This window comes from Massilia psychrophila, from assembly GCF_002760665.1.
Taxonomy (GTDB): Bacteria; Pseudomonadota; Gammaproteobacteria; order Burkholderiales; family Burkholderiaceae_D; genus JAFCUW01.
Genome location: NZ_PDOB01000044.1, coordinates 1 through 24,525, shown reverse-complemented (window position 1 = coordinate 24,525; position 24,525 = coordinate 1). Strand labels below are relative to the sequence as shown.

Sequence of the window (24,525 nt, the reverse complement as noted above, 5' to 3'; positions counted from 1 at the left end):
TCACATCCTTTCCAGCAGGTTGAGCGCAGCGATCAGCTGCGCGACGTCTTCATGGGTGTGCGCTGCACACAAGGTCACGCGCAAGCGCGCGGTGCCTGGGGCCACCGTCGGCGGGCGGATCGCCGGCACCCACAGGCCCTGGCGGTACAGGCCGGCGCTGACGCGCAGCGCTTCGTCGTTGGCGCCGATAATGATCGGCTGGATCGCGGTGCAGGGCGCCGGATGCTGCCAGCGGTCCAGCCGCAGGTCCTGGCCGAACTGTTCGATCAGCGCGCCCAGGTGGGCGCGCCGCGCCGCTCCTTCGGCGCCGCCAATGATGTCCAGGCTGGCCAGCAGCGCATGGGCCAGCGCCGGCGGCGCGGCGGTGGTGTAGATGTAGGGACGGGCGCGCTGGATGATCAGCTCGATCACGCTGGCGTGGGCGGCAACGAAGGCGCCGGCCACACCCGCCGCCTTGCCCAGGGTGCCCATGTAGACCAGGTTGGGCGAGCGCAGATTAAAATGCTCGAGCGCGCCGCGGCCGTTCGCGCCCAGCGTGCCGAAGCCGTGGGCGTCGTCGACGATCAGCCAGGCACCGTGGCGTTCGCACAAGGCCAGCAATTGCGGCAGCGGCGCGATGTCGCCGTCCATGCTGAAGACGCTGTCGGTGACGACCAGTTTTGATTGGGCGCTGCTGGCGACAAGCAGCGCTTCGAGCGCGGCCAGGTCGGCGTGCGGATACAGATGCACGCGCGCGCGCGCCAGCCGGGCGCCGTCGATCAGCGAGGCGTGGTTGAGCTGTTCGGAAAAAATCTCGGCACCGGAATCAAGCCCGAGGGCGGTCAACATCGCCAGGTTGGCCATGTAGCCGGTAGAAAAAGTCAGCGCGCGGGCGTTGTCGAGGTGCGGGCTTAAAAATTCGGCGAGGCGCTCTTCGAGCAGTTCGTGGGCGCGGCTGTGGCCGCTGATCAGGTGCGAGCCGCCGCTGCCGGCGCCATACAGCTGCGCGCCTTCGGCCAGTGCGGCCACCAGCGCCGGATGCGCGGCCAGGCCAAGGTAGTCGTTACTGCAGAAGGCCAGCAGCGGGCGGCCGTCGACTACCAGGCGTGGCGCACACGGCGTGCCTGCCACGCGGCGCCGGCGCGTCAGGCTGCGCTCGTCGAGTTCGCGCAGCTGGCCTTCGAGATGGGCGATCAGGTTCATCAGGCGGCCATCACTTGGTCGAATACCTTGCGGGTGCGCGCGGCCAGCAGGTCGGTTTCGTCGTCGCTCAAAATATACGGTGGCATCAGGTAGACCGTGTTGCCGATCGGGCGCAGCAGCAGTTCGTTGTCGAGCGCGGCGGTAAAAAACCGGCGCGAAAAGGCGGCGGCGCGCGCCGGATCCGGTTCGATGGCGTCGAACGCCCAGATCATGCCGCGCTGGCGATAGTTGCGCACGCGTTCGTCCGCCGCCAGCGGGCCCAAGGCCGCACTCAAGCGCGCGGCGCGCAGACGGTTAGCGTTCAGCACGTCGTCGTCGCGGAAGATCGCCAGCGTCGCCAGGGCGGCGCGGCAGGCCAGCGGATTGCCGGTGTACGAGTGCGAGTGCAGGAAGCCGCGCGTGACGTCATGACTATAAAAAGCCTGGTAGATGTCGTCGCGGGTGAGCACCAGCGACAGCGGCAGGTAGCCGCCGCTGATGCCCTTCGACAGGCACAGGAAATCGGGCCAGATGGCGGCCTGCTCGCAGGCGAAGAAGGTGCCGGTGCGCCCGCAACCGACCGCGATCTCGTCGGCGATCATGTGTACCTGGTAGCGGTCGCACAGTTCGCGCACCAAGGTCAGGTACAGCGGGTCGTGCATCGCCATGCCGGTCGCGCATTGCACCAGCGGCTCGACGATGATGGCGGCGATATGGCCGGCGCGCTCGGCGAACAGCGCTTCGATGTCGGCGGCGGCGCGCCGCGCGGCGTCCTGCGCCGTTTCGCCTTGCAGCGCGTTACGCTGGTCGGGCGAGGCCACCACGCGGGCCGCGCGCAGCAGCGGGCCGTAGGCGTCCTTGAACAGCGCGACGTCGGTGACGGCCAGCGCACCAATGGTTTCGCCGTGGTAGCTGCCCTGCACGCAGACGAATTCCTGCTTGGCGGTGAGGCCGGCGTTGCGCCAGGCGTGAAAGCTCATCTTAAGGGCGATTTCGACCGCCGAGGCGCCGTCGGAGGCGTAGAAGGCGTGACCCAGCACATTGCCGGTCATGTTCGACAGCTGCTCCGACAGGCGGATCACCGGCTCGTGCGTGAAACCGGCCAGCATCGCGTGTTCCAGCTTGTCGAGCTGGTCCTTCAGTTCGGCGTTGATGCGCCCGTTGGCGTGGCCGAACAGGTTGACCCACCACGAACTGATGGCGTCGAGGTAGCGCTTGCCGTCATGGTCGTACAGCCAGGCGCCGCGGCCATGGCTGACCGGGATCAGCGGCACCGTTTCATGCTGCTGCATCTGGGTACACGGATGCCAGACGCTTTTCAGGCTGCGGGCGGCCCAGTCGGCGGCCGTAGTGGCCGATGCGGTGGTCGCTTCCATCAGTCCATCCATGAAGGCTGGCGTTTCTCGAGGAAGGAAGCGACGCCTTCGCGCCCTTCTGTCGAGGCGCGGATGGCGGCGATGCGCGCGGCGCTGTCGGCCAGCAGAGCGGCGTCGAGTGGCCGGCCGGCCATCTCGCGCACCAGCATCTTGGCCTCCCGCACCGCGTTGGGGCCGTTGGCAACGAGCGCCTTGACGATGGCGGCGACGCCCGCGTCGAGGGCGTCCGGCGCCACCACGTCATGGACGAAGCCGATGCGGTGCGCCTCGCGTGCCGAAAACCGTTCGGCGGTGAGGAAGTAGCGGCGCGCAGCGTTTTCTCCCATCGCCTTGATCACGTACGGCGAAATGGTGGCCGGGATCAGGCCGAGTCTGACTTCGCTCAAGCAAAAATTGGCGCCGTCGGCCACGACCGTGATGTCGCAGGCGGCGACCAGGCCCATGCCGCCGGCGTAGCAGTCGCCCTGCACTTTGGCTACTACCGGCTTGGGGCACAGGTAGATCGTGCGCAGCATGTCGGCCAGCCTGGTGGCGTCGGCCAGGTTCTCGGCATCCGAGTAGCCGGCCATTGTCTTCATCCAGTGAAGGTCGGCGCCGGCGCAAAACGCGCTGCCGTTCGCCGCCAGGACGATGGCGCGCACGTCTTCGTCGCGCCCGAGTTCGTCGAACGCCAGTGCCAGCTCGGCAATGGTCGCTTGATTAAACGCGTTGCGCACGTCGGGTCGGTCGAGCGTGACGGTGGCCACGCGCTCGTGCATGGTGATGTCGATTGACTGCCAGTTCATCGCTGTTCTCCTTACATCCGGAATACGCCGAATTTCGTTTCGCCGATGTCGGCGTTCAACGCGGCCGATATGCCTAGGCCCAGCACCATGCGGGTGTCTTGCGGGTCGATCACGCCATCGTCCCACAGCCGCGCGGTGGCGTAATAGGGATGGCCCTGCTGCTCGTACTGGTCCTTGATCGGCTGCTTGAACGCGGCTTCTTCCTCCACGCTCCAGGTGCCGCCCTTGTTCTCGATGCCGTCGCGCTTGACGGTGGCCAGCACCGATGCGGCCTGGTCGCCGCCCATCACCGAGATGCGCGCGTTCGGCCACATCCAGAGGAAGCGTGGCGAGAACGCGCGTCCGCACATGCCGTAATTGCCGGCGCCGAAACTGCCGCCGATAATCACCGTAAACTTCGGCACGGCGGCGGTGGCCACGGCGGTCACCATCTTGGCGCCGTTCCTGGCGATGCCTTCGTTTTCATATTTGCGCCCGACCATGAAGCCGGTGATGTTCTGTAAAAAAACAAGCGGGATCTTGCGCTGGCAGCACAGCTCGATGAAGTGGGTGCCTTTTAACGCCGACTCCGAGAACAGGATGCCGTTGTTGGCGATGATGCCCACTTGTATCCCAAAGATATGGGCGAAGCCGCAGATCAGGGTGGTGCCGTAGCGCGATTTGAACTCGTCGAACTCGCTGGCGTCGACCACGCGGGCGATCACTTCGCGTACGTCGAACGGTTTGCGGGTGTCGACGGGAATGACGCCGTACAGCTCCTTGGCCGGATACTTCGGTTCCGCCGATTCGCGCAAGGACATCGAGCGCGGCTTGCTGCGGTTCAAATTCGACACGATGGTGCGCGCCAGCGACAGCGCATGCAAATCGTTTTGCGCCAGATGGTCGACGACGCCCGACAGGCGGGTGTGGACGTCGCCGCCACCCAACTCTTCGGCGCTCACCACTTCACCGGTGGCCGCTTTCACCAAAGGCGGGCCGCCGAGGAAAATCGTACCCTGGTCCTTGACGATGATCGACTCGTCGCTCATGGCGGGCACGTAGGCGCCACCGGCGGTGCAGGAACCCATCACGACGGCGATCTGCGGGATGCCCTTGGCCGACAAGTTGGCCTGGTTGAAGAAGATGCGGCCGAAGTGGTCGCGATCAGGAAAAACGTCGTCCTGGTTCGGCAGGTTGGCGCCGCCCGAATCGACCAGGTAGATGCAGGGCAGGTTGTTCTGGTCGGCAATCTCTTGAGCGCGCAGATGCTTTTTAACTGTTATCGGGTAATAAGTGCCGCCCTTGACGGTGGCGTCGTTGCAAACGATCACGCATTCCTGGCCCGCGACGCGGCCGATGCCGGTGATGATGCCGGCGGCCGGCGCGGCATCGACCCCATTGGCGTCCTGATACATGCCGTAGGCCGCCAGTTGCGACAGTTCGAGAAAGGGCGTGCCCGGGTCGAGCAGATTCTCCACCCGCTCACGCGGCAGCAGCTTGCCGCGCGCGACGTGCCTGGCCGACGCCACCGCGCCGCCGCCCTGCGCAACTGCCGTGACCTTGGCGCGCAGGTCGTCGACCACCAACTGCATGGCGGCCGCGTTGGCCTTGAAATCGTCGCTGCGGGGATTGAGCTTGCTGTCGATGTAAGGCATTTCTGTCCTTCTTTTCCTGTGCGGGTTTTTACTTGCTTACTCGGGGAAGCTGCCGTCCAGATAAAACCAGCGCGCGATCTCGCCCTTACCGTCACCCGCGCCTTCGCGCACGAACCGGCTCACTTCGTGCAGGCGGTGGGCGCGGCCAGCGAGCTTGTAACGGGCGACAAATTCTACGGTGTCGCGCTCTGGTGATTCCGGTAAGTCTGCTTTACGTTGACGTAAACGTAAAGCAGATTTTACCTCAAGTCCGAGCCATTGCAACTTTTCATCCGGGTCGATAATCGGCCCTGCCGGCAGCGTACCCGGATGCCAGGTGGCGCGCAGGTAGGCCTCGATGCGCAGCACGTAGGCGCTATAGCGCGAACGCATCAGCAGATCGGCCGAGGGCGCGACCGCGTCGCCGGCAAGGTAAGGGCCGCAGCAGGCGGCAAAGGCGGCGCCGCCGCAGGGACAGGCGGCCGGCTTGGAGGATGGTGGCATGGTCGGATTCACGTCGGATGCACTGCTGGCAGAAGCGGCATTATCCGCCATTTCGGCTGGCGTCGTAGGCATCGATCGTTGTCCCGACCAACGGCGTGAAGGGCGACAACATCGTTGTAGTCGACAACGCGCGAGGTTTAGAGAATTCTACACAGCGAAAATCAGCGATTCGCTGGTATCTTAAGTCTGGGCAAGCATTGTAACTGTATGGGCAACGTCCGTTAGCGCTTCGCGCGCCTTGATATGGCAGATATCCGAGCGTTTCGCGACGCCGCCCTTTTCTCAGCTGGAGGCCAGGTTGCAAAAGTGAAGATCGGACAGCACGTCGTGTCTTTGGGGGCGGGCCGGCCACCAGCCAGGAAGCACGACTTGCGCACAGCTTCAGGTGCGATAACCGACCGTCCCTGCTTCAATGCTTGCAACCGGCCGGGCGCACCGGTCATGCCGCTGACCCGATCTCGTCCAGCAATTTGGGCACGCGGGCGCGTCGACAGCCCCCAGCGGCCAATGACCAATGGCCAATGGCGTTTTCATTCGGCAGTCAACTGCCGAGGCAGGCCAACGGGAAACTGGCGGACCGGATCATCGGAACGGTTCTGTCGCATCAAGAAAAATTTGCTTAACTTGACGACAACAGGCGATGACATTTTTCCATAACCATTCCATATGTCGTATTGAGCGACGTGCCGAAAAAATCGATGCGACAAAGCCGGATCCAAGCTCCCTCAAAATTTATTGAAATTTCTCTTGCGCAATAAATTATATGAACGTTAGCTGCCATAATCGGCGCGCTGCTGTGTTGGTCGCTGCGCGCAGTGCCCACATTTATTTCTCGACGAGTATTTAATATTCGGCAAGCGGCCCAAGCTCGTGGCCACGCTGAAAAATGGGTTTCCGCGCGTTTGCGAACAGTTGTTTCTGCCAGTGGCAGGAACGACGAATCAGCGCAGCGTCAGCCCATCCATCGCAAACGGCGGCGCCCCACCCTTCATGCACCCGGCCAGCAGCTTGGCCGAGCCGCACGCGAAAGTGAAACCGAGCGGGCCCTGGCCGACGTTGAGCCACAGGTTCGGGTAGTGCGTGGCGCCGATGATCGGGGCGCTGCCGGGGGTGGCCGGACGCAGCCCGGCCCACGGCGTGATGCGGCTGTAGTCGGCGCCGTGCGGCATCGTCTCGCGCACCTGGCGCGTCAGGCCGGCGATGCGCCTGGCGTCGATCGAGGTGTCTTCGCCGACCATGTCGACCATCGCCGCCACCCGCAGCGAGTCGCCGATGCGTGCGTACAGCACCTTGCGTTCGACGTCGGTAACCGAGATTTCCGGCGCGCAGTCGGTAGGTCGGATCGGCGCGGTCAGGCTGTAGCCCTTGAGCGGATACAGCGGCAGGTAGATGCCGGCACTGGCGGCCAGGCTGCGGCTCTGGATGCCGGCGGCCAGCACGTAATGATCGGCGCCGAGCATGCCGGCACTGGTGTCGAGCCCGATGACCTTGCCCATGTCGGTGATGAAGCGGCGTGCTTCGCCGTTGACCACGCCTTGAAAGCGCGGGTGCGCGGCCAGGCGCGCGGCCAGCGCGACGCAGAACGCGTGGCAGTCGGCCACCGCTTCGCCGCGATTGAAAATGCCGCCGGCCAGCACCGGCAGCGCGGCTGCCAGCGCCGGCTCGCGCGCCACGCATTCGGCCGGCGACAGCACTTCGCGCGCTTCTTCCGCGCCGGGCTTGGCGGCGGCGGCGGCGTTGAATGCCTTTTTGGAGCGGTACACCACCATCTTGCCGGCATCGCGCCAGGCGAATTCGTACAGCGGCAGGAACACTTCGAGTTCGGCCATCGCGCGGCGCGACAGTTCGCCCAGTTCGAGCAGCCTGGCCGTGGTCTTGCTGTTGGCGCCGGCGTTGCAGTTGACGAGGAAGCGGGTCAGCCAGCGCCACTGGCGCAGGTCGGCCTCGGGGCGAAAGCGCAGCGGGCCGTTTTCCTCGAACAACCATTGCAGCGCTTTGAGTGGCACGCCCTCATCGGCCAGCGGCGCGACATAGCGGTAGCTCAGCTGGCCGCCGTTGCGCAGGCTGGCGGCGCTGCCGACGGCATTCCGCTCGAGCAGGGTGACGCCATAGCCAGCTTCCAGCAGCCACCACGCCGACGTCAGTCCGATCACGCCGCCGCCGATTACGATTACTTCCTGCATGCCATCCACTATCATTGTTGTCCGCGGTAGGCCAGCTTAGGGGCTGGCCCGGGTTCGGGCCAATGAATCTGCATCGCGCGGCCATAACCACGATTCATGCGGCCGGTAAAATTCAATTTTTATCGATGCATGCCGCTTCAGCCGATCTGGCCCTCGCCTTTACTCTGGCCTTTACTTTGTATCGTGCGCCGGTATAGCGCCGTCAAGGTGCGCTCCTCGAAGCGCGCCAGCGGCGAATAGGCGCCGCGCCGGGTTTCCGGGTCGGCCGAGGTGCCGCCCACCAGCACCACCATGCCGTTGCGGGCGGCGGCGTCGAACACGAAGAGCGACCTCAGGCCGTAGGCTTCGCCCAGGTGGCCGGCCGCGCAAAAGCCGCCGCCTTCGACCAGCTGCATGCCGGCGCGATCGGGAAACTGCTGGTTGCCCAGGGCCCAGCAGTTGAACAGGCCGTGGTGGGTGTCGCCGTTGCCGTCCTTGCCGCCGCTGCCGTCGTGGGTCCACTGCGGCGTGAACATGGCGGCGATGGTGGCCGGTTTCAGCAGGCGGCGGCCCTGGTGCACGCCTTCGTTCATCAGCATCAGCATCACCTGGCCCATGTCGTGGGCCGAGATGCGCAATCCTCCGGTCGGGCTGAACGGGGTGGCGTTGGTGCCGGCGACGTACGACGCAATGCCGGCCGGGGGCCGCGGCGCGCGTTCGCTGTAGTCGTCGGCCTGGGCGATCCACGCTCCGGCGGCGTCCCACACCTCGGTGTCGACGGCGCGCTTGCGATAAAGGGTGGCGACGTTGGCCAGGTCGGCGTTGGTCAATTCGGACGGGTTGTAGCCGCCATGCAGGCCCATCGGGGTCAGCAGCAGGCGCTTCATCAGGCGGTCGAAGCGCTCGCCCGTGACGCGCTCCATGATGGTGCCGATCACGCCCCAGTTCAGGTTGCAATAAGTGAAATAATCACCGGGGCCGGCGCCGGCACTATTTGTCCCCATCTCGGCCCACATCTGGCCCTTGCCGTAGCGGGCGGCGCCCGGCACCAGGATAGTCGACAGCGCGGTGTCGCACGGCCATGAATAGCCGGCCTCGTCGCGCAGCGAGGAGGTGTGCGTCAACAGGTGGCGCAGGGTGATGGCGCGTTCGGGGAAGTGCGGATTGCGCAGCGCGAAACCGAGGTAGTTGCCGGCGTCGGCGTCGAGCGCCAGCTTGGCTTGCTCGACCAGCATCATCAGGCCGAGCGTGGTCATCATCTTCGAAATCGAGGCGATGCGGTACAAGGTGTGGACGTTGGCCGGCAGGCCGCTACCGGCACCGGTACCGGCACGACGCTGGCCGAACTGCTGCTCGTAGCGCAGCTTGCCGTGGCGGATTGCCAACACCGACAGGCTGGCCAATTGGCAGGCCGGATCGGCGGCGATGGCCGCCAGCTCGGCGTCGAGGACGCTGTCGCCGCCAGCAGCCGGCGCCGCGCGCAGCAGCAGCTGGCTCGTCGCGCCCAGCAAGGCCAGTCCCAGCAATGTCCGCCTGCGCTGTTTCATGCTTGTTGGTCCCGTGTTCGTTACCGTCTGTGCGGGCGTCGAATAGCAGCATACGGCGTCGTTCCGGCGCCATCCAATCAATTGAAGTGAGGGCAGCATAACCTTTCGGTATATCGACATACCAGCCCAGCTTGCCGACAACTGCCGCGCCAGTCGGGCTAAAATACCTGGCAAGCGCGCGACCGACCGAAAGACACCAATGAGCAATACCAGTACCGATTTCAAGGCCGACCTGAACGACAATTCCCCACTCTACATGCAGGTGGCGCGCAAGCTGGTCGCCGATGTGCGGGAAGGGCGCTACCAGGTCGACCAGGCCTTGCCGTCCGAACGGCTGCTGTCCGAGCAGCTCGACGTCTCGCGGGTGACCGCGCGCAAGGCCATCGACCAGCTGGTTGGCCAGGGCCTGGTGGTGCGCCGCCGCGGCTCGGGCAACTACATCGCGCCGCGCATCGAGCAGCCGCTGTCAAGCCTGTCGAGCTTCTCGGAGCAGTTGCTGCAGCGCGGCTACCGTCCCAGCTCGCAATGGCTCAAACGCTCGATCGTGGCGGCCGCCGCCGCCGAGCAGCTCAGCCTCGGCCTGGCGCCGCACACCCGGGTGGCGCGGCTCGAGCGGCTGCGGCTGGCCGACGACGTGGTGATGGCGTATGAAGTGAGCGTGATCCCGGCCACCGTGCTGCCGCGCCCTGAAAGCGTCGGCGGTTCGCTCTACGAGCACCTGGCGCAGTCGGGCCACTTGCCGGTGCGGGCGCTGCAGCACATCCGCGCGATGAACGCGCCGGCGCTGCTGGCCAGCCAGCTCGGCATCCCGGAAAACCGGGCGGTGCTGTTCATTACCCGCATCGGCTACCTCGAATCGGGCCAGGCGGTCGAGTTGACCCATTCCTACTGCCGCAGCGATCACTACGATTTTGTGGCAGAGATGCGACGCGTTTCATAACCTTTCGGAATGGCCCGGACCGATCCTTTCATGGGATTCGGCGGCGAGCTTGGTATTACACTGGTAGCATTTATTCGACTATCTGACGGCGATGTTAAAAACTGAAGCACCTTCCCTCGAACATGCACTGCTGGACCAGTATCCGACCGCTGAGTTGATCAACGCGCTGGTCGACGACCAGCGGCAGGCCGTCAATGCGGTGCGCGCCGCCGCGCCGCGTATCGCCGCCGCCGTCACCGCCGCCTTGCCGCGCATCGAAGCGGGCGGGCGCCTGATTTATGTCGGCGCCGGCACTTCCGGGCGCCTTGGGCTGCTCGACAGCGTAGAATTGTATCCGACCTTCTCCTGGCCGCAAGAACGCGCGCTGGCGCTGCTGGCCGGCGGCAGAAAGGCGATGTTTGCCGCCGTCGAAGGCGCCGAGGACGACCTGCCCCAGGGCGCGGCCGACCTGGCCGCCCTCCACCCGACGCCGAACGACGTGGTGCTGCTGCTGGCCGCCTCCGGCGCCACGCCGTACGTGCTGGGCGCCTTGCGCGCGGCGCGTGCCGCCGGCGCGCTGACGGTCGGTTTTGCCAACAACGTCGACGCCCCGGTGGCGGGCGAAGCCGATATCAGCGTCACGCTCGACACCGGTTCCGAGATCATCTCGGGCAGCACCCGGCTCAAGGCCGGTACCTCGCAGAAAATCGCGCTGAACACATTTTCCAGCGCCCTGATGGTGCGATTGAACAAGGTTTACGGCAACCTGATGGTAGACTTGCAGCCGACCAACGCCAAATTGGTGCTACGCGCGGTACGCCTGACGATGATCGCCACCGGCGCCGGCGAAGCGGTTGCCCGCGCGGCGCTCGGGCAATGCGATTTCCACGTCAAGGTCGCCATCGTGGCCCTGTCCAAAAAAACCAGTATCGACCAGGCCAGGGCCTTGCTCGAGGCGGCGCGCGGCAGCGTACGCCAGGCACTCGCCGCATAATTGCGCAGCCACCCCTGTGCTGCGCGATCATGAAAGTCTTATGCAAAAAGCGCAAATAAGTAGCCAGCCAAGTAGCCAACTGAGCAGCCAAGTAAAAAGTCCATGGCTGTGGGTGCCGTCCTTGTATTTTGGCCAAGCCATTCCGTACGTGGTCGTGATGATGCTGTCGGTGATCATGTACAAGGCCAACGGCATCTCGAATACCGACATCGCGCTGTACACCAGCTGGCTGTATCTGCCGTGGGTAATCAAGCCGCTCTGGTCGCCCTTTGTCGACATGTTCCGCACCAAGCGCTGGTGGATCGTCGGCCTGCAGCTGGTGATCGGCGCCGCCCTCGGGCTGGTCGCGCTGACCACTCATTTGCCATCGTTTTTCCAGGTCAGCCTGGCGGTACTGTGGCTGATGGCCTTCAGTTCTGCCACCCATGACATCGCCGCCGACGGCTTTTACATGCTCGGCCTGCGCCAGCAGCAGCAAGCCGCCTTCGTCGGCGTGCGCTCCACTTTCTATCGGCTCGGCATGCTGGCCGGGCAGGGCGGCCTGGTGTACCTGGCCGGCCAGCTCACCGAGCGCACCGGCGACGTCCACTTTGCCTGGGCGGTGGTGTTTTGCGTGCTGGCCGCGATGTTCCTGACGCTGTGCGTGTACCATTACTTCGTGCTGCCGCGTCCGGCCGACGACAAGCCAGTTCACAGTGGGGACAACGCCAGCGCCGGCCCGCTGCGCGAATTTTTCGCCACCTTCGGCGCCTTCTTCAGGCAGCGCGACATCTGGCTGATCCTCGGTTTCATTTTGACGTTCCGGCTGGGTGAATCGCAGCTGCTGAAACTGGCCGCGCCGTTCCTGATGGATCCGGTCGCCAAAGGCGGGCTGGGCATGACGACGTCGCAGGTCGGGGTTGCCTACAGCACCGTCGGCGTGCTCGCGCTGACGCTTGGCGGCCTGCTCGGCGGCTACGTGATTTCGCGCGTCGGCCTGAAACGCTGCCTGTGGCTGATGGTGTTGTCGGTGCACATCCCGGACCTGGTGTTCGTCTACCTGGCCAGCGCGCAGCCGCAGAATTTTTACCTGATCTCGGCCAGCCTGGCGATCGAGCAGTTCGGTTACGGCTTCGGCTTCACCGCCATGATGATGTACATGATCATGGTGGCCGATGGCGTCCACAAGACCGCCCATTACGCCATCTGCACCGGCCTGATGGCGCTCGGCATGATGCTGCCGGGGATGGTCAGCGGCCGCATCCAGGAATACCTCGGCTACCAGAACTTTTTTATTTACGTCTGCCTCATGACGATTCCCGCCTTTATCATGGCCGCGCTGGTGAAGATCGATCCGGAGTTCGGAAAAAAATGAGCGAAAAATGAGTGCAACCGGGGACCTCGCTGTACGCCTTGCGCGGCGTCTCGATGGCGCTCTCGCTCGGCAAGCTGCTGTCCGCGCCGATCCGCGATCTGCCGATTGCGCCAGTCAATACGTCCTTGCTTTATGCTCTGCTGTTTAACGCTTTTATGTTCAGCAATTCGATAATCTGTAAACCGTCATCCTCGCGCAAGCGGGGATCCAATTTTCGCCAGGACGCCACGAAATGGGACCCCCGCATGCGCGAGGACGACGGGCAAGGTAACCGTAAGGAGTTGTTTTGCAGCCAGATATGAAAAAACGCGCGCTCACGCTTGTAGGCTTGGCCGGTGCGCTGACAGTGGCCGGCCTGATGACCAGCTGCACCACGATCAAGCCGACCACGCCGGTGGTCGTTGCCGGCGGCACCGCCAGCGCGCCGCCGCCGTCGCCGCGCGAGTTTCGCGCCGCCTGGGTGTCGACAGTCGCCAACATCGACTGGCCGACCAGGCCGAACCTGAACGGCGCCCAGCAGCGGGCCGAAGCGATCGCCATTCTCGAGCGCGCCAAAAGCCTGAACCTGAACGCGGTGGTGCTGCAGGTGCGCCCGAGCGCCGACGCGATCTACCCGTCGAAACTGGAGCCGTGGACCGAATATCTCACCGGCGCGCAAGGCGCCGCGCCGCAGCCGGCGTACGACCCGCTGGCATTCTGGGTCGCCGAGGCGCACGCGCGCGGCTTGCAGCTGCACGCCTGGTTCAATCCGTACCGGGCGCGCCATTCGGGCGCCAAGTCGCCCGTTTCGAGCAACCACATCGCCAAAATGAATCCGGCCGCCGTAAAAAGCTACGGCAAATTCTTGTGGATGGATCCGGCCGAGGAAGCGGCGTCGAAACAGACGCTCGACGTCGTGCTCGACGTGGTGAAACGCTACGACATCGACGGCGTGCACATCGACGACTATTTTTATCCGTACCCGATCGAGGCGCCGGGCGTGGCCGGCGAAGCGGCCGCGCTCGACGGCAATGGCGTTATCGGCAGCAACGGCGCCGCAAAACCGGAACTCGACTTTCCCGACCAGCCGGCATGGCAGCGCTACCTGTCGGCCGGCGGCAAGCTCGACCGCGCGGGGTGGCGGCGCCAGAACGTCAACCGCCTGATCGAGGCGCTGTACACCGGCATCCACCGCGAGAAAAGCTGGGTGCTGTTCGGCATCAGCCCGTTTGGCCTGGGCAAGCCGGCGCTGCGCCCAGCCGGCATCGCCGGCTTCAGCCAGTACGACAAGCTGTACGCCGACGCCGAATTGTGGCTCGCCAACGGCTGGCTCGATTATCTCTCGCCCCAGCTGTATTGGGCGATCGCGCCAAAGCCGCAGGCCTATCCGGTGCTGCTCGACTACTGGGTGGCGCAAAACGGCAAGGGCCGCCACATCTGGCCGGGGCTGTTCACCAGCCGCATCGGCGCGCCGACCAAGGATTTTCCGCCGGAAGAGATCCTGCAGCAAATCAGCGTCACGCGCGCGCGCCCCGCCGCCAGCGGCCACGTCCATTTCAGCATGGCCGCGCTGATGCAAAACCGCAAAGGCATCAGCGACCAGCTCCTGGCCGGCCAGTACGCCTCGCAGGCGCTGGTGCCGGCGTCGCCATGGCTGGGCAGCGAGGCCCCTGGCGCGCCGCTTGTCATGGCCAAGCGCGAAGCCGGTGCCGTGGTGCTGAAACTGGCGCCGGGCAAGGACAACGCGCACTACGCCATCTGGTCGCGCTACGGCAACGAATGGCGCTTCGCGGTGGTGCCGGCGTCGCGCGCCAACTGGAGCCTGCCGGACGATTCCAAACTGGGCGCTGCCAGCGCGGTGTTCGTCAATGCCGTCGACCGGCTCGGCAACGAGAGCACGCCGCTGTCGGTGCTGGCAAAGTGACGTGGTAACACGGTGACAGCGGCCATAACGTCTTCGCATGTTGACGCTCCAGACATTCAGGACAGCCCATGTTGGATCTAGAATTCGAACCGGACAGCGCACTTGGCCTCGGCATTGACGCCGGCGGCACGCAAACGCGCTGGGCGCTGGCCGGGCGCGATGGCGCCGTCGTTGCCGAGGGCCACGTGGCCGGCCTGTCGGCGCTGCACATGGCCAGCGCTAGCGGCCGCCAGACGGTGCGCGCCAGTTTCAGCCAGCTGGCGCTTGATGTGCTCAGGCACGGCCGCCCGGCCAGGGTGCGCGCCGGCCTGACCGGTTTCGGCGGCGACGGCGAGCAGCTTGCGCGCTGGCTGTCCGAGCTGCTGGGACTCGGTTCGCGCACCGTCACGCTGTGCAACGACATTGAAATCGCCTACCTCGACAGCTTCGCCCCGGGACAAGGCTACCTGGTGTACGCCGGCACCGGCTCGATCGGCGCCTGGATCGACGAACAGAACAATGTCCACCGCGCCGGCGGGCGCGGCGTCGTGTTGGACGACGGCGGTGGCGGCTTCTGGATCGCCCGCGAAGCGCTGCGCCGGATCTGGCGCCTGGAGGATGAAATCCCGGGCGCATGGCAAAGTTCGCCGATGGCGCACGCGGTGTTCGACCATGTCGGCGGCAGCGACTGGTCGTTTTCGCGCCAGTTCATCTACAACCAGGAGCGCGGCGAAGTGGGTAAATTGGCGCTGGCGGTCGCCGCCAGCGCCGACGCCGACCCGGCCGCGGCCGACATTCTTGCCTGCGCCGGCCATGAGCTGGCGCGGCTGGCCACAGCGCTGACGGCGCGCTTCGGCCAGCGCCCGGTGGTGCTGGCCGGGCGCGCATCGGCGCTGCATCCGATCATCGTTGACGCGATGCGGGCCGCGCTGCCGCCCGCCACCCTGCTGACCCAGGTCGTCGGCCATGCCCATTACGCCGCGGCCCGCATTGCCGCCAACGACGTACCGCCGGCCGTTGCCTGAAGTTACATTTATTTTAACGACACTTATTTTTACGACACCCATGAAAACCCTGCTCGCCTCGCTCCTCATCGCCCTCCTCGCCGGTTGCGCCGCCCCCGGTCCGCGCATCGACACCTCGCTGTCGGCCAAATCGCAGAGCAGCCGGGCCAAGTTCGTCGTGATCCATTACACGGTCAGCAATTTAGCGCAGTCGATCAAGATTTTGACCGAACAGACCGTCAGCGCCCACTACCTGCTGACGGACGAACTGGAGCCGCGCGCCTACCATCTGGTCGACGAAACGCGCCAGGCCAACCACGCCGGCGTATCGCACTGGAAAAACTACACGCTGCTCAACGGCAGTTCGATCGGCATCGAGATCGTCAACCCGGGCTTTACGGTTGGCGCCGACGGCGTGCGCACCTGGTATCCGTTCCCGCAGGCGCAGATCGACCAGCTGATCCTGCTGCTCAAGCAGATCGTCGCCAAGCACCAAATTCCGATTGACAACATTATCGGCCACAGCGACATCGCGCCGGGCCGCAAGCAGGACCCGGGGCCGATGTTCCCATGGTTTCAATTGGCGCAGGCGGGCCTGGTGACGTGGCCCGATGCGGCGCGCGTGACGGCGGTGCGCCCGCAGTTCGATGCACAGCTGCCGGAGGTGGCCTGGTTCCAGAAGCGGCTGGCGCAGCACGGCTACGCCACGCCGCAAACGGGCGAACTCGATACGGCCACAAAAAATGTGCTGATCTCGTTCCAGATGAAATACCGCCCGGCGATCATCGACGGCACGCCGGACGCCGAGACGGCGGCGTTGCTGGACGTCCTGACGAAGCCGGCAATCAAGGCGCCTTGATTGCCGGCCACGCTGAATTTTTTCCTATATGCTGGGCAGTGGGCGTGATCTTGCGCTTCCACTTCCACTTAAACGAGATCACGCCATGCGCCTGCGTCACATAGAAGTCTTCCACGCCATCATGCAGGTTGGCACCATCAGCGGCGCCGCCCAGGTATTGCACATTTCCCAGCCGGCGGTCACCAAGGTGTTGCAGCATGCCGAACTGCAGCTCGGCATGCCCTTGTTCGAACGCGTGCGCGGCAAGCTGTATCCGAAGCCGGAAGCGCACCGCCTGTTCGTCGAAACCGAAAAGCTCAACCGCGACCTGCAAGGCATCCGCCGCCTCGCCGCCAGCCTCAAGGGCCGGGCGGTGGAAACCATCCGCCTGGTGTCGACGCCAACTATCGCCATCAGCGTACTGCCGGCGGCAATGTCGGCCTGGCGCAGGGACTTCCCGCGCACGCGCTGCGAGCTGGCCACCTTCCACACCAGCGAAATCGTCACCGCGCTGCGCCTGGGCGAAGCCGACCTGGCGCTGTCGCTGCAGGACCCGCGCCATCCCGGCATCGTCGCGGAGCCGATCGCGCAAGGGGTGATGACGGTGATCGCGCCGGCCGGCAGCTGGAGCGACGCCGAGTGCGCCCTGGCGGTGTCGGCGCACGGCCTTAGCGGCGAACTGATCGGCCACGCCGACAACGACCCGCTCGGCGAACTGGTGGTGGCGGCCTGCGAAGAAGAAGGCGTCACGCCCATCTTCCACACCGTCGTGCAAACGTACCAGATCGCCCGTTCGCTGGTCGAAGCCGGCGCCGGCATGGCCGTGGTCGACCCGTTCACCGCCGCCTCGGCGGTCGACAGCCTGGTGCAGCGGCGCGCCTGGGCGCCCTCGATTCCCGTGCAACTGTATCTGCTTACCGCCAGCCATTCGCCGCTGTCGCACGGCGCACGCGAACTGGCCAACAGCATCGGCGCGGTTGCGCGCGCCAGTATCGGATAGGACGTTTTCACATGACGCACCTGGTTACCAGCGAAGAAATTACCACCAGCCCTGAATTTCGCCACCTGTCGACGGTTGCCGGGATTGTGGTCGACCTGCGTTACGCCACCGACAATAATTTCGTCGGGCGCGACTTGTATTCGCCGTTCGATTGCGCCTGGCTGCACCGCGATGCCGCGGCAGCCCTCGAACGCGTGGTGGCATGGCTGAAACTGGCGCGCCCTGGCGCCACTGCGCTGGTGCTCGACGCGCTGCGCCCGCAACGGGTGCAGCAGCAACTGTGGGATGCGCTGGCCGGCACCGAGCTGCAGATGTACCTGGCCAATCCCGCGCGCGGCTCGATCCACTCGTTCGGCATGGCGCTCGACATCACGATCCTCGACGAAGCAGGCCGCGAGCTCGACATGGGCACCGGCTTCGACGACCTCACCGAGCGCTCGCACCCGGCGCTGGAGCGCGTGATGCTGGCGCGCGGCGAGATCACCGAAGCGCAGATCGCCAACCGCCAGCTGCTGAGGGACGCCATGTTCCAGGCTGGCTTCCAGGGCATCGGCACGGAGTGGTGGCATTACGATTGCGGCGACCGCGACGTGGTGCGGAGGACGTTTCGAAGGGTGCTGTAGCAGGCTGCTTATTTCACGCAGGGTTAAGTTGCAACGCACTTGCACAGTATGCCACCATACAACGAGCGTGGCGTTTCGCTGCCGGGCGCCAATACGACAGCTATGTGTTCCAAAGTGTTAGTCTTGCGAACAACAGATCCAGCCATCGAAAACACCACAAGGAGCAGTGCATGAGCGAATACATCACCGTCGACACCCCGGACGGCAGTTTTAAGGCCTACGTGGCGCGCCCCGACACGCTGCCGGCGCCTGCCATCGTCGTTATCCAGGAAATTTTCGGCGTCAACCTCGACCTGCGCGACACCTGCGATGAACTCGCCGCGCAGGGCTACCTGGCGATCAGCCCCGACCTGTTCTGGCGGCTCGAACCCGGCGTCGACATGTCGGACCAGACCGAAGCGGAAATGAAAAAAGCATTGGCGTTGTACGCCGCTTTTGATCGCGACACTGGCGTCGCCGACATCGCCGCAACCATGGCGGCGGCGCGCGCCTTGCCGGGCGCGAACGGCCGGGTCGGCATCATGGGGTTCTGCCTGGGTGGCTTGATGACCTACCTGGCGACGGCGCGCGTCGGCTTCGACGCATCGGTCGTCTATTACGGCGGCGACACCCAGAAATACCTCGACGAAGCGGACCAGATCAAGACGCCGTTGATGATTCATTTGGGCGAGGAAGACGAATATATTCCGCCGCCGGCGCAAGCGGCGATCATGGCGGCGCTGGCCGATAATCCGCTGGCCCATGTGTTCACCTATCCGGGCTGCATGCACGCTTTCGCGCGCCACCGCGGCACCCACTACGACGCCGCTGCCGCTGCGCTGGCCAACGGCCGCACCGCCGAGTTTTTCGAGCGGCACTTGAAGTAAGCAGCCAAGGTTACAGCGCTGTACGCGCGCCACCCATGAGTCGATTACATGCGTAAATAGGTATTCGCATTGAGTTGAGCGTCCCGCCGTCTGTCTTTTGCTGGTACAAAAGTCTAGGGGGACCGCGAGCTAAACGGCTGTAAACGCTGCGTTCACCGCGCGCGCTGCTGCCGCCACGACATCGTTGCGCTGCCTGGGCGACTGCGTGAAGTACACCGCGATGACGATCGGCGAGCGTCCCGGTGGCCACATGACGGCGATCGTGTTGGTGGTGCCGTGGCCGCCGCTGCCGGTCTTGTCGGCCACGTTCCAGTCATGCGGGACGCCGGCGCGGATTCTTTCGGCGCCGGTCGTGCTGGTCAGCATCCAGTCGACCAGCAGCTTGCGCGCCGGCGGCGCCAGCGCGTCGCCCAATGCCAGCTTGTGCAGGGTGCGCATCATCGCCAGCGGCGTCGTCGTGTCGCGGGCATCGCCCGGGATTGCGCTGTTCAATTCGGGTTCCCACCGATCGAGCCGAAACATCGCGTCGCCGAGTAGACGCGCATACGCCGTCACGCCGGCCGGGCCGCCGACTTGCCGCATCAACAGGTTGGCGGCGGGATTGTCGCTGACCTGGACCGCGGCGGCGCACAGTTCGGCATTGGTCATGCCGTCGGCCAGGTGTCGTTCGGTGACCGGCGCGTACGGCACCAGGTCTTCTTGCGTATAACGGATCCGGGTGGCCAGCAGGCCCGGCTTACGCGCCAGTATGCTGGCCGCCGCCAGCACCTTGAAAGTGCTGGCCATCGGGAAGCGCTCGTCGCCGCGCCAGGATAGCTGACTGTTCCGGCCGGTGTCGAAGGCGGCCACGCCGAGCCGTCCGCCGGATGCGGCTTCGATCTTTGCCACGTCGCGGGCAAAAGCGCCATTGCGCGGCGCTGCCAGCGCGCAGCCGGCGACAGGCGCAACCAATGCCGCCAGAACCAGGCTGCGGCGTTGCGGCGAAAACGTCATTGCGGCCGCACCGATGTGATTGCCGGCGCGGCTGGCGTCGCTTCATTGCCCAGCCGCGCGACCCAGTCGACCAGCGTATCGAGCACCGCGCGGCCCTTGCCGTCGCCGACCCGGTCGCTGTTGATCATCGCCACCACCACGCATTGCTGGCCGAGCGCGTCGCGCACGTAGCCGGCGATGGCGACGACGTTCGACAGCGCGCCGGTCTTCATGCGCGCATGGCCGGCCGCCGGGCTGTCCTTCAGGCGCCGCCGCATGGTGCCGTCGACGGCGACGATCGGCATGCTGGCCAGGAACTCCGGCGCCCAGGCGCTGCGCTGGCCGGCCTTCAGCAAGGCGCCCAGTTGCACCGGCGTGATGCGCTCCAGGCGCGACAGGCCGGAGCCGTTTTCGATCACGAAGCCCGCATCGTTGATCCCTTGCAGGCGCATCCAGTTGCGCACGGCCATGTCGGCGCGCGCCTGCGTGGTGTCGCTTGTGGCGAAGGTCAAGGGACGGCTGCCCAGCACCGGATCGGCTTCCAGGCTGCCCAGGCTGAGAAAGACGGTGCGCGCCAGGGCGTTGTCGGACGGCTTGTTGATGTCGCGGATGACTTCCGGCAGCGCGCGCGAGGCGTGCTCGGCCAACAGGCGCGAATCCGGCGCGCTCATGCCTTCGATGACGTCGCCGTCGACCGCGCCGCCGATTTTTTTCCACGTCGCGCGCAGCAGCCGGCCGACGTAATCCTGGCGGTCGACGACGTTGATGCTGTACCCTTTGGCGCAGTTTTTCGGGAAGCTGCCGTGCAGCACGACCGTGATCCTGCGGCCCGGCCCGGGCGTCGCTTGCGGCAGCTTCCAGCCGTCTTCCCACTTGGCGCAATCGGCGTCGATCAGCACCATGTCGGACGTGACGCTCACCTTCTCGAGCGGCGGCTGCATCACCAGTTGCAGCTTGTTTGCGGTCGAGCGCATGTCGATCTGCAGCATGTTCTTGTTGACCAGCAGGGCGTCGGGAATCACGTTGTAGTATGCCTCGGGCGCCTCGTCGAACGGCGCCAGGCCGACGTCGGATCTAGCCGGGCTGAACAGCGAGCGGTCGAGCACCAGGTTGCCGCCGATCCGGTTGATGCCGCCGTTGCGCAGGGTTTGCAACATTTTTTCCAGCACTTCGCCGGTAAAATCGGCGTCGGCGCCGCCGCGCAGCACCAGGTCGCCTTTCAGCGTGCCTCTGACGACGTCGCCGCTGCTGCGCAGTTCGGTGCGGCCGCGAAACACCGGACCCAGCGTTTCCAGTGCAACCAGGGTGGTGACCAGCTTCATCGTCGACGCCGGCTGCATCGGCCGGTCGGCCAGGTAGGACAGCACCGTCGTGTCGCCGCGCAGCACCAGCACGCTGATCGCGTCTTGCGCGATGCCGCCTGCGGCCAGCTTGGCGGCAACCGGCCCGGGAAGGTCGACCGGACTCTGGGCCTGGGCCAGCGGCAACCAGGCGGTGAGGAAGGCGGCGATGGCGATGCGTCGGAACATGGGGCTTCCCTGGATTATCCGAAAAACAGATAGGCGACGAAAATAGCGGTGACGATGCCGGCGAAATCGGCGATCAGGCCGCACGAAATCGCATAGCGCGTCTTGCGGATGCCGACCGAGCCGAAATACAGCGCGACGATGTAGAACGTGGTGTCGGCCGAGCCCTGGAAAATACACGCCAGCCGGCCGACGAAAGAGTCGACGCCGTAGGTTTGCATGGCGTCGATCATCATCGCCTTCGAGCCGCTGCCGGAGAGCGGCTTCATCAGCGCGGTCGGCAGCGCCGGGACGAATTCGGTGGGCGAACCGAGCTGGATCAAGATCCATTCCATGCCGCTGACGATAAAACCGAGCACACCGGAATTGCGGATCACGCTGATCGCCACCAGCATCCCGACCAGGTAGGGAATGATGGTGAGCGAGGTGGTGATGCCGCCCTTGGCCCCTTCGATAAAAGCGTCGTAGACGTTGACGCCTTTCTTCATGGCGCCGACAATAAAAATGATGATGATCGACAGCAGGATCAGGTTGCTCGCTACCTTCGACACCAGCTCGATCTGCGGCCGGGTAAGGACGTTGGTGAAATACCAGATCAGCAGTACGATGGCGCCGGTCATGCCGCCCAGCCACGTCAGCACGACCCGATTGAGCAGGTTGATGCGCTGCTTGATCGACACCACGATGATGCCGGTGACGGTGGCGACGTAGGTGGCGATCATGCAGGGAATAAAGATGTCGGACGGATCCTTGGCGCCGAGGATGGCGCGTTGCGCCATGATGGCCAGTGGGATCAAGGTCAGTCCCGACGTATGCATCACCAGGAACATGATCTGCGCGTCGCTGGCGGTGTCCTTGGTCGGGTTGAGCGTTTGCAGGCTTTCCATTGCCTTCAGCCCGAACGGGGTCGCCGCGTTGTCGAGGCCGAGCAGGTTGGCGGAAAAATTCATCACCATGTGGCCGGTCGCCGGGTGGTCCTTTGGCACGCCTGGAAAGATGTGCGAAAAGAACGGCGAGATGACTTTCGCCAGCCAGCCGACAGCGCCGGCTTTCTCGCCGATGTTCATGATGCCGAGCCATAAAGTCATCACGCCGGCCAGCGGCAGCGCGATGTCCATCACCCCCATCTTGGCCGACTCGAACGTGCCGTCGATGATGCGCTTGAAGATGTCGGTGTCGCCGAGGAACAGCCACTGCAGCAGCGCCGCCACAAAACCTACCAGGAAGAATCCGGACCAGATGTAATTTAATGCCATGTTGACTATTTTCTTGAGGAAACGCACGATTGTGCAGCAAGAGTATAGGCGCAGCACGGCCCGAAATGATGAAAGTATGCATTATCGTTATGCAAAAAAGTTATGCAGGCGCGCCTCCTATTTTTTACGCGCAACGTTCCTGCCTCGCATATCATAGCCACGGCAATAGCCATCGCCCAACCCAAATTTCCAATATGAAACCCAGCAAATCCGCCGCCGTGCTCCTGTTCGCCTCGCTCTGGTTTGGCCCGGCCCACGCTGCGGTGGCCGCCGCCGGCACTGGCGTAAAAGTGCTGCACCTGTTCCTGTCGACCAGCGAAACCGGGCTCGATCCGGCGGTCGCTTCCGACGTCGCCTCGCTCAGCCTGCTCGAGAACCTGTTCGACCCGCTGCTACGCTACGATTACCTGGCCCGACCTGTAAAGCTGCGCGAAAACACCACGGTCGGCATGCCGACAGTCGCCGATGGCGGCTTGACCTACACCTTCCAGATCCGTCCCGGCATCTTTTTTACGCCCGATCCCGCGTTCAAGGGCGTCAAGCGCGAAGTGACGGCGCTCGACTACGTCTACAGCATCAAGCGGCTGTACGACCCGGCGCTCAAATCGCCGTGGCTGAGCCTGTTCGAAGGCAAGATTGCCGGCGACAAGGCGCTGCGCGACAATTTTAGTTACGACACCGTGATCGAGGGGCTGCAGGCGCAGGGCCGTTTTAGCTTGCGCATCAAGCTGTCGGCGCCTGACAACAATTTTTTGTTTTACCTTGCCACTCCGGCAAGCGGGGTGGTCGCGCGCGAAGTGATCGACGCTTATCCCGGCCAGGTCGGCAACCACCCGGTCGGCAGCGGTCCGTTCATGGTCAAGGAATGGCAGCACAGCGACAAGATCGTGCTGGTGGCCAACCCCGACTCGACGGCCGTGTTCCATGCGGTCCCCGGCCTTGATGCCGCCGACCAGGCCGTCGCCAATGCCCTGAAAGGCAAGCGTTTGCCGATCGTCGACCGGGTCGAAGTAAAAATTGCCGAGGAGTTTCAAGGCCGCATGCTCGGCTTTCTCGGCGGCGATTACGATTACCTCGAACAGGTGCCCGAATCGATGACGGACATGGTGATTGCCGACGGCAAGCTGAAAGCCGCGCTGGTCGACCAGGGCATGGTGCTCAACCGCTTCCCGGTGATGCAGACGTATTACATGTGGATGAACATGGACGACCCGGTGCTGGGCGGCTACGGCAAGGACAAGGTGGCGCTGCGGCGCGCGATATCGCTCGGCTACAACAGCGATGAAGACATCGGCTTGCTGAAGAAGGGTTTTGCGATCAAGGCGCAGTCGCCGCTGCCGCCGAACGTGCTCGGCTACGATCCGGCCTACCGCAGTCCGGTCGCCTACGAGCCGGCGCTGGCCAACGCGCTGCTTGACCGCTTTGGCTACCGGCAGCGCGACCCAGACGGGTTTCGGCGCACCCCGGCCAACCAGACGCTGACCTTGGCGATGCACAGCGAAGCGACCGCGGGCGGACGGCTGCGCGACGAGTTGTGGCGCAAGAATTTAAATGCCATCGGCCTGCGCGTGACGTTTACCACCGACAAGAAAACCGAAATCATCAAGGCATCCAGGCTCGGCAAAGTGATGATGTTCGAAAGTAACTGGATTGCCGACTTCCCTGACGGCGACAATTTTTACCAGCTGCTGTACGGTCCCAACGCCGGGCGCGCCAACTACGCCCGCTTTAATTTGCCGGCCTACAACGAGCGCTACGAAAAAGCCCGGGCGCTGGCCGACTCGCCGCAGCGCCAGCAGCTGTACGGTGAAATGAACCAGCTGATCCACGCGTACAACCCATGGGTGCCATTAAGCCATGTGATTTCAGCCGACCTGCGTCATCCGTGGCTTAAAAACTACAAGCGCCACCCGGTGGAATTCACCAATTGGCGTTATCTCGATGTTGACCTTGCAGGGCGTCAACGGGCCAGTAGAATGGCCCATTAGGCAATGCAAAGCGATGCATTCCTAAAAGGTAACTATTCAGCCGCACTAAACCCCGCAATTAGCAGTTGTAAACAATGCTGGTTTGCCGCATCATCCCGCCATGCCACCGAAGCCGCCCCGTCCCGATTTGACTCAACTGTCCGATACCGACAAGG

At 64.6% G+C, this 24,525-nt stretch carries 21 protein-coding genes; 11 read left to right on the top strand and 10 right to left on the bottom strand.

The window, feature by feature from the left end; all coding sequences use genetic code 11:
• The 7 genes from bioF to CR103_RS19405 all read right to left on the bottom strand — a co-directional run bounded on the left by bioF (position 1) and on the right by CR103_RS19405 (position 9,148).
• A complete protein-coding gene (bioF, locus tag CR103_RS19435; protein ID WP_099917580.1) occupies positions 1-1,182 on the bottom strand; it encodes an 8-amino-7-oxononanoate synthase in 1,182 nt (393 codons plus the stop codon).
• Positions 1,182-2,549, bottom strand: coding sequence for an adenosylmethionine--8-amino-7-oxononanoate transaminase (locus CR103_RS19430; RefSeq protein ID WP_229443658.1), 1,368 nt, complete (start codon positions 2,547-2,549; stop codon positions 1,182-1,184). The genes bioF and CR103_RS19430 overlap by 1 nt, the downstream gene beginning before the upstream one ends.
• Positions 2,537-3,322 carry an enoyl-CoA hydratase/isomerase family protein gene (locus tag CR103_RS19425; protein WP_099917578.1) on the bottom strand — a complete coding sequence of 262 codons (786 nt, stop codon included), beginning with the start codon at positions 3,320-3,322 and terminating at the stop codon, positions 2,537-2,539. Before CR103_RS19425 ends, CR103_RS19430 begins: the two co-directional genes overlap by 13 nt.
• 11 nt (positions 3,323-3,333) lie before the next feature.
• Positions 3,334-4,956, bottom strand: coding sequence for a carboxyl transferase domain-containing protein (locus CR103_RS19420; protein WP_099917577.1), 1,623 nt, complete (start codon positions 4,954-4,956; stop codon positions 3,334-3,336).
• Between the two features lie 36 nt (positions 4,957-4,992).
• A complete protein-coding gene (locus CR103_RS19415; RefSeq protein ID WP_370659467.1) occupies positions 4,993-5,451 on the bottom strand; it encodes a YchJ family protein in 459 nt (152 codons plus the stop codon).
• Positions 5,452-6,380: 929 nt separating this feature from the next.
• On the bottom strand, positions 6,381-7,622 hold the full coding sequence (locus tag CR103_RS19410) for a D-amino acid dehydrogenase (protein ID WP_099917576.1): 1,242 nt from the start codon (positions 7,620-7,622) through the stop codon (positions 6,381-6,383).
• 137 nt (positions 7,623-7,759) lie between these two features.
• Complete coding sequence (locus CR103_RS19405; protein ID WP_099917575.1) at positions 7,760-9,148, bottom strand: serine hydrolase domain-containing protein; 1,389 nt, start codon at positions 9,146-9,148, stop codon at positions 7,760-7,762.
• A gap of 199 nt (positions 9,149-9,347) precedes the next feature.
• On the opposite strand from CR103_RS19405, the gene CR103_RS19400 reads away from it, so the two are divergent.
• From CR103_RS19400 to CR103_RS19355, 10 genes are all read left to right on the top strand, one after another.
• Positions 9,348-10,088 carry a GntR family transcriptional regulator gene (locus CR103_RS19400; protein ID WP_099917574.1) on the top strand — a complete coding sequence of 247 codons (741 nt, stop codon included), beginning with the start codon at positions 9,348-9,350 and terminating at the stop codon, positions 10,086-10,088.
• Between the two features lie 91 nt (positions 10,089-10,179).
• Entirely contained in the window at positions 10,180-11,061 is an 882-nt protein-coding gene (locus tag CR103_RS19395) for an N-acetylmuramic acid 6-phosphate etherase (RefSeq protein ID WP_099917573.1), read from the top strand.
• A gap of 40 nt (positions 11,062-11,101) precedes the next feature.
• Positions 11,102-12,415 carry an MFS transporter gene (locus tag CR103_RS19390; RefSeq protein WP_099917572.1) on the top strand — a complete coding sequence of 438 codons (1,314 nt, stop codon included), beginning with the start codon at positions 11,102-11,104 and terminating at the stop codon, positions 12,413-12,415.
• An 11-nt stretch (positions 12,416-12,426) separates the two neighbouring features.
• Positions 12,427-12,717 carry a hypothetical protein gene (locus CR103_RS19385; protein ID WP_099917571.1) on the top strand — a complete coding sequence of 97 codons (291 nt, stop codon included), beginning with the start codon at positions 12,427-12,429 and terminating at the stop codon, positions 12,715-12,717.
• A complete protein-coding gene (locus CR103_RS19380) occupies positions 12,714-14,318 on the top strand; it encodes a glycoside hydrolase family 10-like protein (protein WP_099917570.1) in 1,605 nt (534 codons plus the stop codon). The genes CR103_RS19385 and CR103_RS19380 overlap by 4 nt, the downstream gene beginning before the upstream one ends.
• 68 nt (positions 14,319-14,386) lie before the next feature.
• On the top strand, positions 14,387-15,322 hold the full coding sequence (locus CR103_RS19375) for a BadF/BadG/BcrA/BcrD ATPase family protein (RefSeq protein WP_099917569.1): 936 nt from the start codon (positions 14,387-14,389) through the stop codon (positions 15,320-15,322).
• Between the two features lie 40 nt (positions 15,323-15,362).
• Positions 15,363-16,160: an N-acetylmuramoyl-L-alanine amidase gene (locus tag CR103_RS19370; protein WP_099917568.1), complete on the top strand. Its 798-nt coding sequence runs from the start codon at positions 15,363-15,365 to the stop codon at positions 16,158-16,160.
• Between the two features lie 85 nt (positions 16,161-16,245).
• The gene (locus CR103_RS19365; RefSeq protein WP_099917567.1) at positions 16,246-17,139 is read left to right on the top strand and encodes a LysR family transcriptional regulator; all 894 of its coding nucleotides are present in this window, start codon (positions 16,246-16,248) and stop codon (positions 17,137-17,139) included.
• Positions 17,140-17,150: 11 nt separating this feature from the next.
• Entirely contained in the window at positions 17,151-17,762 is a 612-nt protein-coding gene (locus tag CR103_RS19360; RefSeq protein WP_099917566.1) for a M15 family metallopeptidase, read from the top strand.
• Positions 17,763-17,932: 170 nt separating this feature from the next.
• The gene (locus tag CR103_RS19355; RefSeq protein ID WP_099917565.1) at positions 17,933-18,628 is read left to right on the top strand and encodes a dienelactone hydrolase family protein; all 696 of its coding nucleotides are present in this window, start codon (positions 17,933-17,935) and stop codon (positions 18,626-18,628) included.
• A gap of 129 nt (positions 18,629-18,757) precedes the next feature.
• Here CR103_RS19355 and bla read toward each other — a convergent pair whose 3' ends face one another.
• From bla to CR103_RS19340, 3 genes are read right to left on the bottom strand one after another with little or no spacing between them, the layout of a single operon-like run.
• Positions 18,758-19,621 carry a class A beta-lactamase gene (gene bla / locus CR103_RS19350; protein ID WP_099917564.1) on the bottom strand — a complete coding sequence of 288 codons (864 nt, stop codon included), beginning with the start codon at positions 19,619-19,621 and terminating at the stop codon, positions 18,758-18,760.
• Complete coding sequence (gene dacB, locus CR103_RS19345) at positions 19,618-21,129, bottom strand: D-alanyl-D-alanine carboxypeptidase/D-alanyl-D-alanine endopeptidase (RefSeq protein ID WP_099917563.1); 1,512 nt, start codon at positions 21,127-21,129, stop codon at positions 19,618-19,620. The genes bla and dacB overlap by 4 nt, the downstream gene beginning before the upstream one ends.
• Before the next feature lie 14 nt (positions 21,130-21,143).
• Positions 21,144-22,382 carry a spore maturation protein gene (locus CR103_RS19340; protein WP_099917562.1) on the bottom strand — a complete coding sequence of 413 codons (1,239 nt, stop codon included), beginning with the start codon at positions 22,380-22,382 and terminating at the stop codon, positions 21,144-21,146.
• A 194-nt stretch (positions 22,383-22,576) separates the two neighbouring features.
• Between CR103_RS19340 and CR103_RS19335 the strand changes: the two genes are divergently transcribed.
• On the top strand, positions 22,577-24,370 hold the full coding sequence (locus CR103_RS19335) for an ABC transporter substrate-binding protein (RefSeq protein ID WP_099917561.1): 1,794 nt from the start codon (positions 22,577-22,579) through the stop codon (positions 24,368-24,370).
• Positions 24,371-24,525 lie beyond the last annotated feature (155 nt).

Excerpts from the sequence above, each read along its gene's own strand:
- bioF (WP_099917580.1), bottom strand. The coding sequence starts at position 1,182 with ATGAACCTGATCGCCCATCTCGAAGGCCAGCTGCGCGAACTCGACGAG.
- CR103_RS19430 (WP_229443658.1), bottom strand. The coding sequence starts at position 2,549 with ATGGATGGACTGATGGAAGCGACCACCGCATCGGCCACTACGGCCGCC.
- CR103_RS19425 (WP_099917578.1), bottom strand. The coding sequence starts at position 3,322 with ATGAACTGGCAGTCAATCGACATCACCATGCACGAGCGCGTGGCCACC.
- CR103_RS19420 (WP_099917577.1), bottom strand. The coding sequence starts at position 4,956 with ATGCCTTACATCGACAGCAAGCTCAATCCCCGCAGCGACGATTTCAAG.
- CR103_RS19410 (WP_099917576.1), bottom strand. The coding sequence starts at position 7,622 with ATGCAGGAAGTAATCGTAATCGGCGGCGGCGTGATCGGACTGACGTCG.
- CR103_RS19405 (WP_099917575.1), bottom strand. The coding sequence starts at position 9,148 with ATGAAACAGCGCAGGCGGACATTGCTGGGACTGGCCTTGCTGGGCGCG.
- CR103_RS19400 (WP_099917574.1), top strand. The coding sequence starts at position 9,348 with ATGAGCAATACCAGTACCGATTTCAAGGCCGACCTGAACGACAATTCC.
- CR103_RS19395 (WP_099917573.1), top strand. The coding sequence starts at position 10,180 with ATGTTAAAAACTGAAGCACCTTCCCTCGAACATGCACTGCTGGACCAG.
- CR103_RS19390 (WP_099917572.1), top strand. The coding sequence starts at position 11,102 with ATGCAAAAAGCGCAAATAAGTAGCCAGCCAAGTAGCCAACTGAGCAGC.
- CR103_RS19380 (WP_099917570.1), top strand. The coding sequence starts at position 12,714 with ATGAAAAAACGCGCGCTCACGCTTGTAGGCTTGGCCGGTGCGCTGACA.
- CR103_RS19375 (WP_099917569.1), top strand. The coding sequence starts at position 14,387 with ATGTTGGATCTAGAATTCGAACCGGACAGCGCACTTGGCCTCGGCATT.
- CR103_RS19370 (WP_099917568.1), top strand. The coding sequence starts at position 15,363 with ATGAAAACCCTGCTCGCCTCGCTCCTCATCGCCCTCCTCGCCGGTTGC.
- CR103_RS19365 (WP_099917567.1), top strand. The coding sequence starts at position 16,246 with ATGCGCCTGCGTCACATAGAAGTCTTCCACGCCATCATGCAGGTTGGC.
- CR103_RS19360 (WP_099917566.1), top strand. The coding sequence starts at position 17,151 with ATGACGCACCTGGTTACCAGCGAAGAAATTACCACCAGCCCTGAATTT.
- CR103_RS19355 (WP_099917565.1), top strand. The coding sequence starts at position 17,933 with ATGAGCGAATACATCACCGTCGACACCCCGGACGGCAGTTTTAAGGCC.
- bla (WP_099917564.1), bottom strand. The coding sequence starts at position 19,621 with ATGACGTTTTCGCCGCAACGCCGCAGCCTGGTTCTGGCGGCATTGGTT.
- dacB (WP_099917563.1), bottom strand. The coding sequence starts at position 21,129 with ATGTTCCGACGCATCGCCATCGCCGCCTTCCTCACCGCCTGGTTGCCG.
- CR103_RS19340 (WP_099917562.1), bottom strand. The coding sequence starts at position 22,382 with ATGGCATTAAATTACATCTGGTCCGGATTCTTCCTGGTAGGTTTTGTG.
- CR103_RS19335 (WP_099917561.1), top strand. The coding sequence starts at position 22,577 with ATGAAACCCAGCAAATCCGCCGCCGTGCTCCTGTTCGCCTCGCTCTGG.